13 protein-coding genes and 1 tRNA gene are annotated in these 14,322 nt (G+C 70.1%); 9 read left to right on the top strand and 5 right to left on the bottom strand.

Features of this window, described 5'->3' with window-relative positions; genetic code table 11:
* Positions 1 to 3 precede the first annotated feature (3 nt).
* The 3 genes from moaA to BJ975_RS02250 form a co-directional block, all read right to left on the bottom strand.
* Entirely contained in the window at positions 4 to 981 is a 978-nt protein-coding gene (gene moaA / locus BJ975_RS02240) for a GTP 3',8-cyclase MoaA (RefSeq protein ID WP_179423225.1), read from the bottom strand.
* Positions 978 to 1,418, bottom strand: a complete 441-nt coding sequence (locus BJ975_RS02245; RefSeq protein ID WP_179423227.1) for a molybdenum cofactor biosynthesis protein MoaE — start codon at positions 1,416 to 1,418, stop codon at positions 978 to 980. The genes moaA and BJ975_RS02245 overlap by 4 nt, the downstream gene beginning before the upstream one ends.
* 58 nt (positions 1,419 to 1,476) lie before the next feature.
* A tRNA-Pro gene (locus tag BJ975_RS02250) sits at positions 1,477 to 1,553 on the bottom strand.
* Positions 1,554 to 1,687: 134 nt separating this feature from the next.
* Here BJ975_RS02250 and tig point away from each other — a divergent pair.
* The 9 genes from tig to BJ975_RS02295 all read left to right on the top strand — a co-directional run bounded on the left by tig (position 1,688) and on the right by BJ975_RS02295 (position 10,760).
* Positions 1,688 to 3,058 (top strand): trigger factor, encoded by a 1,371-nt coding sequence (gene tig / locus BJ975_RS02255; RefSeq protein ID WP_179423229.1) that lies wholly within the window; start codon positions 1,688 to 1,690, stop codon positions 3,056 to 3,058.
* Positions 3,059 to 3,244: 186 nt separating this feature from the next.
* On the top strand, positions 3,245 to 4,456 hold the full coding sequence (locus BJ975_RS16625; protein ID WP_179423231.1) for a lipase family protein: 1,212 nt from the start codon (positions 3,245 to 3,247) through the stop codon (positions 4,454 to 4,456).
* 115 nt (positions 4,457 to 4,571) lie between these two features.
* Positions 4,572 to 5,807 carry an esterase/lipase family protein gene (locus tag BJ975_RS02265; RefSeq protein WP_179423233.1) on the top strand — a complete coding sequence of 412 codons (1,236 nt, stop codon included), beginning with the start codon at positions 4,572 to 4,574 and terminating at the stop codon, positions 5,805 to 5,807.
* A gap of 99 nt (positions 5,808 to 5,906) precedes the next feature.
* Positions 5,907 to 6,392 carry an SRPBCC family protein gene (locus tag BJ975_RS02270; protein ID WP_179423235.1) on the top strand — a complete coding sequence of 162 codons (486 nt, stop codon included), beginning with the start codon at positions 5,907 to 5,909 and terminating at the stop codon, positions 6,390 to 6,392.
* Positions 6,389 to 6,862, top strand: a complete 474-nt coding sequence (locus BJ975_RS02275; protein ID WP_179427958.1) for an SRPBCC family protein — start codon at positions 6,389 to 6,391, stop codon at positions 6,860 to 6,862. The genes BJ975_RS02270 and BJ975_RS02275 overlap by 4 nt, the downstream gene beginning before the upstream one ends.
* A gap of 101 nt (positions 6,863 to 6,963) precedes the next feature.
* Positions 6,964 to 7,539 (top strand): ATP-dependent Clp protease proteolytic subunit, encoded by a 576-nt coding sequence (locus BJ975_RS02280; protein WP_179427960.1) that lies wholly within the window; start codon positions 6,964 to 6,966, stop codon positions 7,537 to 7,539.
* Positions 7,540 to 7,618: 79 nt separating this feature from the next.
* The gene (locus BJ975_RS02285; protein WP_179423237.1) at positions 7,619 to 8,218 is read left to right on the top strand and encodes an ATP-dependent Clp protease proteolytic subunit; all 600 of its coding nucleotides are present in this window, start codon (positions 7,619 to 7,621) and stop codon (positions 8,216 to 8,218) included.
* Between the two features lie 95 nt (positions 8,219 to 8,313).
* Positions 8,314 to 9,582 carry an ATP-dependent Clp protease ATP-binding subunit ClpX gene (gene clpX / locus BJ975_RS02290; RefSeq protein ID WP_179423239.1) on the top strand — a complete coding sequence of 423 codons (1,269 nt, stop codon included), beginning with the start codon at positions 8,314 to 8,316 and terminating at the stop codon, positions 9,580 to 9,582.
* A 20-nt stretch (positions 9,583 to 9,602) separates the two neighbouring features.
* Positions 9,603 to 10,760 (top strand): saccharopine dehydrogenase family protein, encoded by a 1,158-nt coding sequence (locus BJ975_RS02295; protein ID WP_179423241.1) that lies wholly within the window; start codon positions 9,603 to 9,605, stop codon positions 10,758 to 10,760.
* Between the two features lie 93 nt (positions 10,761 to 10,853).
* Here BJ975_RS02295 and BJ975_RS02300 read toward each other — a convergent pair whose 3' ends face one another.
* A complete protein-coding gene (locus BJ975_RS02300; protein ID WP_179423243.1) occupies positions 10,854 to 11,621 on the bottom strand; it encodes a DeoR/GlpR family DNA-binding transcription regulator in 768 nt (255 codons plus the stop codon).
* A 104-nt stretch (positions 11,622 to 11,725) separates the two neighbouring features.
* On the bottom strand, positions 11,726 to 14,305 hold the full coding sequence (gene valS / locus BJ975_RS02305; RefSeq protein WP_179423245.1) for a valine--tRNA ligase: 2,580 nt from the start codon (positions 14,303 to 14,305) through the stop codon (positions 11,726 to 11,728).
* Positions 14,306 to 14,322: the final 17 nt, after the last annotated feature.

The raw sequence follows: 14,322 nt of genomic DNA on the forward strand, positions 1-14,322 counted from the left end.
CGATCAGCCGCCGATGGCGCTCATGGGGCGGTCGGGCTGCACGAAGGTGGGCGAGTCGATCCCGTGGCCCGCGCGCTTGGCCGCGATCGACGCCGTGACGATCCGCTCGAGGTCCTCGTCGCTGCCGCCGCCGCGCAGGACGGGCACGAGGTCGGACTCGTCGCGCGCGAAGAGGCAGTTGCGCACGTGACCGTCGGCGGTGATCCGGATGCGGTCGCAGGCCGCGCAGAACGGAGCGGTGACCGAGGCGATCACGCCGACCGTTCCCGGCCCGCCGTCGAGCGACCAGGTGTCGGCGGGGGAGGAGCCGCGGCCGGGCACGGGATCGAGACGCCAGCGCGTGCGCAGCTGCGCGAGGATCTCCTCGCCGCTCAGCATTGCGGCGCGGTCCCACGTGTGGCCGGCGTCCAGCGGCATCTGCTCGATGAACCGCAGCTGGGCGCCCTTGCCGACCGCGAACTCGACGAGGTCGACGAGCTCGTCCTCGTTGACCCCGCGCATCGCGACGGCGTTGAGCTTGAGCGGCGTGAACCCGGCTTCGCGCGCGGCATCGATCCCCGCCAGCACGTCGTCGAGCCGGTCGCGGCGGGTGAGCTGGGCGAACCGCTCGCGGTCGAGCGTGTCGATCGAGATGTTCAGGCGCGACAGGCCGGCCTCCTTCAACGGCTCGGCGAGTTCGGCCAGACGCAGGCCGTTGGTGGTCATCGAGACCTCGGGGCCCAGGGCCGCCAGCCGGCGCACGACCTCGACGGCGTCCTTGCGCACGAGCGGCTCGCCGCCGGTGAGTCGGATCGACGTGACACCGAGTCCGACGCACACCCGGGCGACGCGCTCGAGCTCGTCGGTGGTGAGGATGCTGTCGCGCTCGATCCACGGCACGCCCTCGGCGGGCATGCAGTAGGTGCACCGCAGCGAGCACTTGTCGGTGAGCGAGATCCGCAGGTCGCGGTGCACGCGGCCGAAGCCGTCGACGAGGGTCACAGGCCCACCCAGTCCGACCGGCCCTCGGCGTCGGTCTGGCGCTTCCAGATCGGCACCTCGGTCTTGATCAGCTCGATGAGGGCACGCGTGGCCTCGAGGGCCTCCCGGCGGTGCGGCGCGGCGCTGGCGATCACGACGGCGACGTCGCCGACCCCGAGCGTGCCGTAGCGGTGCGAGATCGCGACCGTGGCGCCCGTGTTGAGCGCGACCTGCCCCGCGAGCGCGTTCATCATGCCCTCGGCGTCGGGGTGGGCCTCGTACTCCAGGCGCACGACGGAGGCGTCGGCATCGGGGTCGTGGTCGCGGATCGTGCCGACGAAGACGTCGATCGCCCCGTGTGCGGGCCCGGCGACGGCGGCGAGGTGCTCGCCCACGTCGAGGGGCTCGTCGACCACGCGGGCGTGGACCACCCGTCCGGTCGCCGAGTCGGTCGTCATGCTGACAGCCTAGGCGGCGCGGACGAGCGGGGCGCGTCCTCGCTCGGTGCGCGGACCATGGTCGGGATGACAGGATTCGAACCTGCGGCCCCCTGCTCCCAAAGCAGGTGCGCTACCAAGCTGCGCCACATCCCGGAGGCACCGATCAGTGTAGGCCCGCGCGCGGCAGCCCGTTTGACCCGCCACCACGGGCGCCCCGTAGACTGGACGCTGGCCTGCGTGAGGACTCCGTGGGCTGTCCGAGAGCCCACCGACGCAGGAGTCAACACGTGAAGAGCAGCACCGAATCGCTGAGCCCCACCCGGGTCAAGCTGACCATCGAGGTGCCGTTCGAGGAGTTCAAGCCGAACCTCGACAAGGCCTACAAGACCATCGGTGCGCAGATCCAGGTCCCCGGCTTCCGCAAGGGCAAGGTCCCCGCGGCGATCATCGACCAGCGCGTCGGCCGTGGCGCCGTCCTGGACGAGGCTCTCAACTCCGCACTCCAGGGCTGGTACACCGCCGCTCTGCAGGAGACCAACACGACGCCGCTCGGCCAGCCCGAGATCGACCTGACGAAGTTCGAGGACGGCGAGACCATCGAGGTCACCGCCGAGCTCGACGTGCGTCCCACGCTCGAGATCCCCGACGCCTCGCAGATCGAGGTCACGGTCCAGGACATCGAGGTCGCCGACGAGGACGTCAACGAGCAGCTCGACCAGCTGCGCGAGCGCTTCGCCACCTTCACCGAGGTCGACCGCCCGGCCGCCGAGGGCGACTCGATCTCGATCGACCTCTCCGCCGCCAACAAGGACGGCTCGCTGATCGACGAGGCGCAGGCCGAGGGTCTGCCCTACGTCATCGGCAAGGCCACGATGCTCGACGGTCTCGACGAGGCCGTGACCGGTCTGTCGAAGGGCGAGTCGAAGACCTTCTCCACCACCCTGGTCGGTGGCGAGCTGAAGGGCGACGAGGTCGACGTCACCGTCACGCTGCAGGACGTGCGCCAGACCGAGCTGCCCGAGCTCGACGACGAGTTCGCCCAGATGGCGTCGGACTTCGACACCATGGACGAGTTCCGCGCCGACCTCGTCGAGCGCCTCACGCGCGGCAAGCGCATCGAGCAGGCCGCCGAGGCCCGCGACCTCGTCCTCGAGGAGCTCGTCTCCAAGATCGAGGCGCCGATGCCCGAGGGCCTCGCCGAGGGTGAGCTGGCCAACCGTCGTCAGCAGATGGACCAGCAGCTCGCGATGGCCGGCCTGACGCTCGAGGACTACCTGAACGACCAGGAGGACGGCAAGACCGTCGAGGAGTTCGAGTCCGAGCTGGAGCGCGACGTCCGCGAGTCGATCGTGGCCCAGTTCGTCCTGGACCAGCTGGTCGAGGAGAACGAGTACCCGCTCGACAACGACGAGCTGAGCCAGCACATCATGCGCCGCGCCCAGCAGTCCGGCGAGGACCCGAACTCGTACATCCAGCACATCATGGAGCACAATCACGTGCCCGAGATGATCAGCGAGGTGCTGCGCGGGAAGGCGCTCGCCGCGCTGGTCGAGTCCGCGAAGGTCACCGACAAGTCCGGCAACGCCGTCGACCTGAAGAACCTGCGCGCCGACGGCACGATCGGCAGCGACGAGGACGAGGCGTCCGAGGAGCAGTGATCCCCGGTGGGCCCGTCCCACCCCGCTGAGAGAGCCGGTACCCCTCGGGGTGCCGGCTCTCTCGCGTGAGGGGGAGTTCGTGGGACGGGGGCTTGACGTGATCCACTTCACACGAGAACGTAACTCCTCGTTACTGTAACTATCGGTTACAGGTCGTTCTCCCACCAACGACGCTCAGGAGTGAATGTGAACCCACGCCCCTTCGCCGCGACCTTCGCGGCCGCAGCCGTCGCCGCGCTCGCGGTGACCTCCCTGTCCTCACCGGCGCAGGCCGCCGAGGACGTCTACACCCCGCCGGCGACCATCTCGGCGAGCCCCGGCACGATCCTCAAGCAGGCGCCCGGCACCTACGCCCTCGACGCCCTCGGCGGCAAGGCCGACGCCACCGTCACCAAGGTCCAGTACGTCTCGACCGGCGCGAAGGGCAACAAGACCGCCGTCACGGGCACGGTCATCGTCCCCAAGGCCGCCTGGACGAAGGGCGGCGAGCGTCCGATCATCTCGCTGAGCCCGGGCACCCAGGGACTCAACGACCGCTGCGCGCCGAGCAAGCTCGTGGCGACCGCGCAGCTCTACGACGGCAACTGGCTCAAGCAGTTCTACGACGCCGGCTACGCCGTCGCCATGACCGACTACGAGGGTCTGGGCACGCCCGGCACCCACCCGTACGCCAACAACGTCGCGCTGGGCCAGAACGCGCTCGACGTGGTGCGCGCGGCGCAGAACCTCGGCTACTCCAAGACCGCTCCGGTGTTCCTCCAGGGCTTCTCCGAGGGCGGCGGAGCCACGGCCGGCGCGCTCGAGCTGGCCCCGACCTACGCGCCCGAGCTGCGGATCAAGGGCGGTCACGCCACGGCTCCCACGGTCGACCTCGGAGCGATCGCGAAGAACATCGAGCACGGTCCGTACCAGACGTTCATGCTCTTCGCGGTCAAGATGCTCGACGTCACGTACCCCGAGCTGGGCATCCGCGACCTCACCAATGCGGCGGGCCAGAAGCTGCTCGACGGCGCCGACACCGACTACGGCTGCCTGCCCGAGAGCCTGCCGAGCGGCTGGCTCGACACCAAGACGCTGACCAAGGAGGGCAAGACGATCACGTCCTACCTGTCGCGGGCGGACATCGCGGCTCGGCTCGGTCAGCTGAAGCTCGGGTCGAAGAAGATCGACGTGCCGTTCAAGGTGACGTCGTCGTGGGCCGACGACGTCATCCCGAACGCGACCGTCAAGCAGGCCGCCAAGGACTGGTGCGCGAAGGGATCGAAGATCTCGTACAGCACGCTGTTCGCCCCCACTCACGTCGCCTCCGGGTACGAGGGCAGCGGTCAGGCGGTCGGATTCTTCAACGACCTCATCGCGGGAAAGGGCTTCAGCTCGAACTGCGGCTGGATCTTCTGAGGTCCTCCACCCCACGGTGATCCCGCCCCCGCGAGCCCCGGCTCGCGGGGGCGGCTGCCGTTCACGGTCCGAGATCGCGTGGCTGCGACGCGGGGGAGTGCGGCACCATGGGGCCATGTCCCCGACGGCGCGCACGACCGACGTCGCCGCGCTCGCGCTCGAGTACGGCGACCGCCTCGTGCTCGGCACCGTGCGCGACGTGCACGCCGCCGTCGCTCGTCGGGCCTTCGGCGCGACGCGGATCGTCGGCAGCCGGGTCCCCGAGGCCGTGCACGACGCGGTCGCGGGCTCGGTCTACGGCTCGCTCTCGGCGGTCCTGCGACGATCGGGCGGCGCGGCACGGTCGCTGGCGGCGCGCGGCGTGGGGGCTCCGGTCGACGGCACGCGCCTCGGACGGCAGGTCCGCTCCGCGGTGAACGGCCTGATCGGCGACGAGCTGCGTCTCCTCGGCGACCCGCAGGCGATCACGATGTCGCTGCGGCACGCCGGGGCCGACATTCCGGCGACGCCGTGGAAGCTGCGCCAGGCGTACCCCGACGCCACGAGCCACCTCGTCGTCCTCGTCCACGGGCTGTGCGAGAACGAGGAGTCCTGGGGGCGCGGCCGCGACCGGCCCACGTACGCCGACCGGGTGGCCGCCGACACCGACGCCACCCCGGTCCTGCTGCGCTACAACACCGGCCTGCACGTCTCGGAGAACGGCCAGCACCTCGACGAGCTGCTCGAACAGCTCATGGGCGCGTGGCCCGTGGCGGTCGAGCGGATCACGCTGGTCGGTCACTCGATGGGAGGGCTCGTCGTGCGCGCGGCCACGAACCGCGCCACGGTCGCGGGTCACGGCTGGGCGCACCGCGTCAGCGACGTGGTCTGCCTGGGCACGCCGCACGCGGGCGCCAACCTGGAGAAGGCCGCGCACCTGGGCTCGCGGATCCTGCGCATCTGGCCGCAGTCCACGCCGTTCGGCGCGATCCTCGACGCGCGGTCGGCGGGCATCGTCGACCTGCGCCACGGCTACATCACGGCCGACGAGTGGGAGGGACAGGACCTCACGGCGCGCTGGGGCCTCGACCGGATCGCGGCGGCTCCGCTCGCGCACGCGGAGTACCACTTCGTCGCCGCCACGGTGGGCGCGACGCAGCGCCACCCGTTCAGCGCGGTGCTGGGCGACCTCATCGTGCACTTCTCGTCCTCGGCCGGGATCGGGCGGCACGGACCGGTCGTCCCGCACGCGCGACTGGAGTACCTCCCGTCGGCCCACCACCTCGCGCTGCTGAACCATCCGCGCATCGCCGACTGGCTGGTCTCGTGGGTCAACGCGCGGCCGCGCCGGGTGCGCCAGCTCGAGTCCTGACCGCCCACACTGTGAGCGGGGTCACCCCCATGTGACAGTTCTGCTGTCACGGTCCACTAGGCTCCCGTGGCAACGACCGCACGACGAGGGGAGACCACCATGGCCAACCGCGAGGAGATCTCGGCGACCATCGACATCGAGGCGCCGCCCGAGGTCGTCTGGCACCTGGTCAGCGACCCGGCGCAGATGCCGCGCTGGAGCCCGCAGTGCCGCAAGATGATCGTCCGCGGCAAGGGACCCGTCGGCGTCGGCACCACCACGATCAATGTCAACCGCCGCGGCCCGTTGTTCTGGCCCACCCGCTCCAAGGTGAAGGAGTTCGTGCCCGGGAAGCGGTTCGCGTTCAAGATCGCCGAGAACGGCACGGTGTGGTCGTACGACCTCGAGCCCACGGCCGCCGGCGGCACCCGCCTCACCGAGAGCCGCCACGCCCCGCACGGCGTGTCGAACCTGTCGAACTTCCTCACCCAGCGCGTCCTGGGCGGCACCGACAACTTCGAGGTCGAGCTCGAGCAGGGCATGCGCCAGACCCTCGAGCGCATCAAGGCCGCGGCCGAGAGCGGTGACCTCGCGGGAAAAGCCTGAGCGGGGGAGTCCCGCCGCTCGAGACCTCCACGTTCGTCGCGGCCCCGCCCGAGAAGGTCTGGGACGTGCTGAAGGACCAGCGCCGCATGCGCCGCTGGAGCCCCGAGACGTGGGCGCAGCTGTTCTACCCGCGCCGGCTGAGCCACAACCAGGTCTCGCTCAACCTCAACAAGCGCAAGGGCTTCGCCTGGCCCACGGTGAGCCGCTACGTCGACGTGGTCCGGCCGCAGCGCCTCGCCTTTCACGTCTACGGACCCGCCGCGCGCTGGAGCTATCGCCTCGACCCGGAGGCCGGGGGCACCAGGCTCACGCTGCGCCGTGACCTCGCGGGTGGGCGCCGCAGCCTGCTGAGCCGGGTCGTGGCCACCCTCGCCCTGGGCGGCATCGAGAGCCACGACGACGAGCTGCTCGAGGGGATGGTCCGCACCCTCGCGGCGATCTCGGCCGAGGTCGAGGCGCACGTCGCCTGAGAGGAGCCTGTACGCCGATGGCGAACATGGGTGCCGGGCGCGTGTCTGCGTCGTCTCGGCGGTCTAGGGTCAAAGACGTGAACGCACCCATGAGCCCCCAGATGGCCGTCGAGGCGGGTCCCTCCGACCTCGACGGACACATCTACAACCGTCTGCTGAAGGAACGCATCGTGTTCCTCGGCTCGGAGGTCCGCGACCAGAACGCGAACGCGATCTGCGCGCAGCTGCTGCTGCTCAACGCCGAGGACCCCGAGGCCGACATCTTCTTCTACATCAACAGCCCCGGCGGCTCCGTCGACGCGGGCATGGCGATGTACGACACGATGCAGTTCATCTCGAACGACATCGTCACCGTCGGCATGGGCCTGGCCGCCTCGATGGGCCAGTTCCTGCTCGCCGCCGGCACCGCGGGCAAGCGCTACGCGCTGCCGCACACGCGCATCATGATGCACCAGCCCTCGGGCGGCATCGGCGGCTCGGCGTCGGACGTCAAGATCCAGGCCGAGCAGTCCATCCTGCTGAAGAAGCAGCTCAACGAGCTGCAGGCCCAGCACACCGGTCAGAGCGTCGAGCAGATCGAGGCCGACGCCGATCGCGACCGCTGGTTCACGCCCGCGCAGGCCAAGGAGTACGGCCTGATCGACGAGATCGTCAACACGGCAGGAGACGTCCGATGAGCGAGCGCCAGCGAGTGATCAATTCAGGACTCCGAATCGCGACGCCGACCTACCGTCGCCTCTCCAGGAAGGTGTCGCGATGAGCTACTACATTCCCCAGTGGGAAGAGCGCACGTCCTACGGCTTCCGCCGGATCGACCCGTACGCGAAGCTCTTCGAGGACCGCATCATCTTCCTCGGCACCCCGATCAGCGACGACGTCGCCAACGCCGTCACGGCGCAGCTGCTGTGCCTGCAGTCGATGGACCCCGACCGCGACATCAGCATCTACATCAACAGCCCCGGCGGCTCGTTCACCGCGCTGACGGCGATCTACGACACGATGCGCTACGTCAAGCCCGACGTGCAGACCTTCTGCCTGGGCCAGGCCGCCTCGGCCGCCGCGGTGCTGCTCGCCGCCGGCACGCCGGGCAAGCGCTTCGCGCTGCCGAACAGCCGCATCCTGATCCACCAGCCCTACACCGAGGGCACGGGCGGCCAGATCTCCGACCTGGAGATCCAGGCCAACGAGATCATCCGCATGCGCGAGCTGCTGGAGAAGATGATCGCCGAGGCGTCGAACAAGACGCCCGAGGAGGTCAGCCGCGACGTCGAGCGCGACAAGATCCTGACGGCCCCGGCCGCCGTCGAGTACGGGATCATCGACCAGGTCCTCGAGACGCTCAAGACCCCGGTCTGAGCGACACGTCCGGACGCAAACGCCGTTGACGGGTCCCTCACGATGCCTGCATGTGGCATCGTGGGGGGACCGCCAGGAAACGACAGGAAACACGCATGGCACGCATTGGTGAGACCGCCGACCTGCTCAAGTGCTCGTTCTGTGGGAAGAGCCAGAAGCAGGTCAAGAAGCTGATCGCCGGGCCTGGCGTCTACATCTGCGACGAGTGCATCGACCTGTGCAACGAGATCATCGAGGAAGAGCTCGCGGAGGGCGCCGAGGTCAGCCTCGGCGAGCTGCCCAAGCCCGCTGAGATCTACGAGTTCCTCAACACCTACGTGGTGGGTCAGGAGGGCGCGAAGAAGTCGCTCGCCGTCGCGGTCTACAACCACTACAAGCGCGTGCAGGCCCAGGCGTCCGGTCGGATCAACAAGGACGAGACCGTCGAGCTGGCCAAGTCGAACATCCTCATGGTCGGTCCCACCGGCTGTGGCAAGACCTACCTCGCGCAGACCCTCGCGCGGATGCTGAACGTCCCGTTCGCGATCGCCGACGCCACCGCGCTCACCGAGGCCGGCTACGTCGGCGAGGACGTCGAGAACATCCTCCTCAAGCTCATCCAGGCCGCCGACTACGACGTCAAGAAGGCCGAGACGGGCATCATCTACATCGACGAGATCGACAAGATCAGCCGCAAGAGCGAGAACCCCTCCATCACCCGCGACGTGTCGGGCGAGGGCGTGCAGCAGGCGCTGCTGAAGATCCTCGAGGGCACCACCGCCTCGGTGCCGCCGCAGGGTGGTCGCAAGCACCCGCACCAGGAGTTCATCCAGATCGACACCACCAACGTGCTGTTCATCGTCGGTGGCGCGTTCGCGGGCCTCGACCAGATCATCGAGCAGCGCAGCGGCAAGAAGACGCTCGGCTTCAACTCCGACCTCGCGCCCGTCGTCGACGAGAACGACGCGCAGAAGCTGTCGAAGGTCGTGCCGACCGACCTGCTGAAGTTCGGCCTGATTCCCGAGTTCATCGGCCGTCTGCCGGTCATCGCGGCGGTCAACAAGCTCGACAAGCCGGCGCTGGTCTCGATCCTCACCGAGCCGCGCAACGCGCTGACGAAGCAGTACATCCGCCTGTTCGCGATCGACGACGTCGAGCTGGAGTTCACCGAGGAGGCGTGCGAGGCGATGGCCGACCTGGCCCTCGAGCGGGACACCGGCGCCCGCGGCCTGCGCTCGATCGTCGAGGACGCCCTGCAGGACGTCATGTACGAGATCCCCAGCCGTGAGGACGTCGCCAAGGTGATCGTCACGGCCGAGACCGTCCGTGGTCACGCGAGCCCGACCGTGCTGACGCACGACGAGGCCGACAAGAAGGCGAGCTGACCGCGGTATAGCGTCGACCCATGGTCGATCTCACCCTCTTCGGGGCCACCGGATTCACCGGCGGGCTCACCGCCGACTACCTCGCGGTGCACCTGCCCGCCGACGCCACGTGGGCGATCGCAGGGCGCTCGCGCGCCAAGCTGGAGCAGGTGGCCGAGCGGATCGCCGCCACGGGCCGCACCGCGCCGGAGATCGTCGTCGCCGACCTGGCGAACGAGTCCTCGATGGCCGCGATGGCCGAGGGCACGCGCGTCCTCATCAGCACGGTCGGTCCGTACCTCGAGCACGGCGAGCCGGCGGTCAGGGCCGCGGCCGAGGCGGGCATCGACTACGTCGACCTCACCGGTGAGCCGCAGTTCGTCGACGAGATGTGGCTGAAGTACCACGAGACCGCCGAGGCCACGGGTGCCCGGCTCGTGCACGCCTGCGGCTTCGACTCCATCCCGTACGACCTCGGCGTCCTCTACACGGTCCAGCAGCTGCCGGCGGGCACGCCGATCACGATCAAGGGCTACATCCGCGCCAAGGCCAGCTTCTCGGCCGGGACCTATCACTCGGCGCTCGGGCAGATCGGCCAGTTCCGGGGCTCGCGGGCCGCGGCGAAGCAGCGCCGGGCGCGCGAGGGACGTCCCACCGACCGGCGCGTGCGCGGCGGGGGAGGCGTCGGCCGGGCCGAGCCGCCCGCCAAGGGCTTCGGCGTGCCGCTGCCCACGATCGACCCGCAGATCGTGCTGCGCTCGGCGCGCGCCCTCGACCGCTACGGCCCCGACTTCACGTACGAGCATCACGCGCACTTCCGCACGCGGCGCATGATGGCACTGGCCGCGCCCCTGCTGGGCGCGGTGGCCGTGGGCGCGCAGATCCCGCCCGTGCGGGCGCTGCTGGTCAAGCTCAAGTCGGCCGGCGACGGACCGAGCGAGGAGGAGCGCGCGAAGTCGTGGTTCACCCTCACGCTCGTGGGCACCGGCGGCGACACCAAGGTCGTCACCACCGTGCGCGGCGGCGACCCCGGCTACACCGAGACCGCCAAGATGCTGGCCGAGTCGGCGATGTGCCTGGCCTACGACGACCTGCCCGCGGTGTCCGGCCAGACCACCACGGCCGTCGCGATGGGCTCGGCCCTCATCAACCGACTGCAGAACTCCGGCATCGACTTCGCCACCCAGCCCGCCGAGTAGCCTCCGCCCGTCCCGAGATGTGCTCCATTCTCGACGTTTGAACGCCCTTCAATCGTGGAAAATGGAGCACATCTCGTCCCCCGGGGATGGCAGTCAGGCGACGACGACCTCGACGCCGAGCTCCTCGAGCATCGCGCGGCCGCGGTCGCTGACGCCATCGTCGGTGACGACGGCCGTGGCATCGGTGAGGGCCGCGAACGAGAACACCTGGTGCGGGCCGAACTTGGTCGAGTCCGCCAGCACCACCCGCGTGCGCGCCGACTCGACCAGCGCGTGCTTCACGGCGGCCTCCTCGGAGTCCGGCGTGCTGAAGCCGTGGTCGGGCGCGATGCCGTTCGTGCCGATGAAGGCGACGTCCGCGCGGGTGGCCCGCAGCGCCTCCACCGTGGTGTGGCCGACGGCCACGCCGGTGACCTCTCGCACGCGCCCACCGAGGGTGTGCAGGGCGATGCCCTCGTGCCCCAGCAGCTGGTGCGCGATCGCGACGCTGTGAGTGAGCACGGTGAGGCGGCGATCGGTGGGCAGCACCTCGGCGAGGTGGGCCACCGTGCTGCCACCGTCGAGCAGGACGCTGCCACCGGTCTCGGGGAGGAACTTCAGCGCGGCGGTCGCGATGCGCGCCTTGAGGTCGGGTCGCTCGCCCGTGCGCTGTGTCAGGCTCGCCTCGAGCCGTGAGTAGGACGAGGAGAGCACCGCACCGCCGTGCACGCGGCGCGCGGCGCCCGCGCGCTCGAGGACCGCGAGGTCGCGCCGGATCGTCTCGGTGGACACCTCCAGCTCGGCGGCCAGCTCGTTGACGGAGACCCGCCCCTGACTGGCCAGCCGTTCGGCCAACAGCACCTGGCGCTCAGCGGCGTACACGCGACCTCCCCCGACGTCCCTGTGGGACTGTGTGACTTTTCGTGGAAGTCTACGCGGCGCGGCGGACGCCCGACCAGTGTTCGACCGGACGGGCGTCCGAAGGCTCAGGCCTCGGCGAGCGTGGCGTCGACGACGAGGGCGCCCTCGCCGGCGGTGGTGACGACCTCGCCCACCACGCGGCCGGCGGCCCGCACGTCGGGCAGCGCGGCGTCGAGCAGCTCGAGCGCGGCGGCGTCACCCGTGACCGACACGGCCGTGACCTCGGTGCGCTGGCTGACCTTCGCCGTGGACTTGGCGCCGCGGATGCCCGCGAGGGCCTCGCCCGCGATCGCCAGCAGGCGCGCGTCGAAGGTCTCGACCGCGAGGTCGGCGTCGGGGGCGGGCCAGGCGGCGCGGTGGATCGAGCCCTCCTGCCACCACGACCAGACCTCCTCGGTCACGTACGGCAGGAACGGCGCGAGCAGGCGCAGCTGCACCGAGAGCGCCAGCACGAACGTGGCCTTGGCGGAGGTGCCGGCGGTGTCCTCGCCGCGGGCGCGCTCCTTGACCAGCTCGAGGTAGTCGTCGCAGAAGTCCCAGAAGAACTTCTCCGTGACCTCGAGCGCCGACGTGTAGTCGTAGGCCTCGAAGTGCGCGGTGGCCGTCTCGACGACGTCGCGCAGGCCCGTGAGCAGCGCGCGGTCGAGCGGCTCGGTGACCAGTGCGGGGTCCAGCAGCGAGGCGTCGGCGCCCAGGCCGTACTGCTCGACCGGCGCCACGACGAACTTGCTCGCGTTGAGCACCTTCATCGCGAGGCGGCGGCCGACCTTCATCTGCGTCTCGTCGAACGGCGAGTCGGCGCCCGGGCGGGCGCCGGCGGCACGCCAGCGGACGGCGTCGGCGCCGAACTTCTCGAGGATCTCGTCGGGGACGACGACATTGCCCTTGGACTTGCTCATCTTCTTGCGGTCGGGGTCGACCACGAAGCCCGAGAGCGCGGTGTGCTTCCACGGCGCCGTGCCGAACTCCTGGTTGGAGCGCACGACGGTGGAGAACAGCCACGTCCGGATGATGTCGTGGCCCTGGGGACGCAGGTCCATCGGGAACGTGCGCTCGAACAGGTCGAGGTCGCGCTCCCAGCCGCAGATCAGCTGGGGGGTCAGCGACGAGGTGGCCCACGTGTCGAGGACGTCGGGGTCGGCGATGAAGCCGCCGGGCTGGCCGCGCTGCGACTCGTCGAAGCCCGCCGGTGCCTGCGAGGCCGGGTCGACCGGCAGGTCGAACTCGGGCGCGAGGATCGGGTTGTCGTAGTCGGGCTCGCCGTCGGCGTCGAGCAGGTACCAGACCGGGAACGGGATGCCGAAGAACCGCTGGCGGCTGACCAGCCAGTCGCCGTTGAGGCCCTCGATCCAGTTCGTGTACCGCGACTGCATGTAGCCGGGGTGCCAGTCGATCTCGTCGCCGAGGCTCACGAGGTGCTGGCGCAGCTCGGCGTCGCGGCCGCCGTTCTTGATGTACCACTGGCGCGTGGAGACGATCTCGAGCGGCTTGTCGCCGCGCTCGTAGAAGTTCGCCATGCGCTGGGTGGCGCTGGGCTCGCCGTCGAGGTCGCCGGACTCCTTGAGCGCGGCGGCCATCGCCTCGCGCGCGCTGAACGCGGTCTTGCCGGCCAGCTCGGCGTACACGGCCTCGCCGGGGCCGCCCGCGATCCACTCGGGCGTCTCGCGCAGGATGCGGCCGTCGCGGCCGATCACGGTGCGGTTCGGCAGGTCGAACTCGCGCCACCACTGCACGTCGGTGAGGTCGCCGAAGGTGCAGCAGTGCACGATGCCGGAGCCCTTCTCGGGATCCGCGAGCGTGTGCGCCAGCACGGGCACCTCGACGCCGAAGATCGGCGAGTGGGCGGTGGTGCCGAACAGGTGCTGGTAGCGCTCGTCGTCGGGGTGCGCGATGAGCGCGACGGCGGCGGGCGTCAGCTCGGGACGCGTGGTCTCGATGTGCACCTTGCGGCCGTCGGCCAGGTGGTACGCCACCCGGTAGTAGTGGCCGGGGTAGTCGCGCGCCTCGAGCTCGGCCTGGGCGACCGCGGTCTGGTACGTGACGTCCCACATGGTGGGGGCGTCCTGGCTGTAGGCCTCGCCGCGCGACAGGTTGCGCAAGAACGCACGCTGGCTCGTGGCCTGCGCGTCGTGGCCGATCGTGGTGTAGGTCTGCGACCAGTCCACCGAGAGGCCGAGCGTGCGCCACAGCTTCTCGAAGACCTGCTCGTCGCGGACGACGAGCTCGTTGCACAGCTCGATGAAGTTGCGACGGCTGATCGGGATCTGCTTCTTCGGGTCGGGCTTGGCCGGCGGCGTGAAGTCGGGGTCGTACGGCAGCGACGGGTCGCAGCGGACGCCGTAGTAGTTCTGCACGCGACGCTCGGTGGGCAGGCCGTTGTCGTCCCAGCCCATCGGGTAGAAGACCTCGAGGCCGCGCATGCGCTTGTAGCGCGCGATGAGGTCGGTGTGCGTGTAGCTGAAGACGTGACCGACGTGCAGTGAGCCCGAGACGGTGGGCGGCGGGGTGTCGATCGAGTACACCTGGTCGCGGGTCTTGGTCCGGTCGAACGCGTAGGTGCCCTGATCGGCCCATACGCCGACCCACTTCTCCTCGAGGCCTTCGAGGACGGGCTTCTCCGGGACGCGGCTCTGTGGGGTGGTCACGAGCGTCGATTCTACGT

The organism is Aeromicrobium tamlense (genome assembly GCF_013408555.1).
Taxonomy (GTDB): Bacteria; Actinomycetota; Actinomycetes; order Propionibacteriales; family Nocardioidaceae; genus Aeromicrobium; species Aeromicrobium tamlense.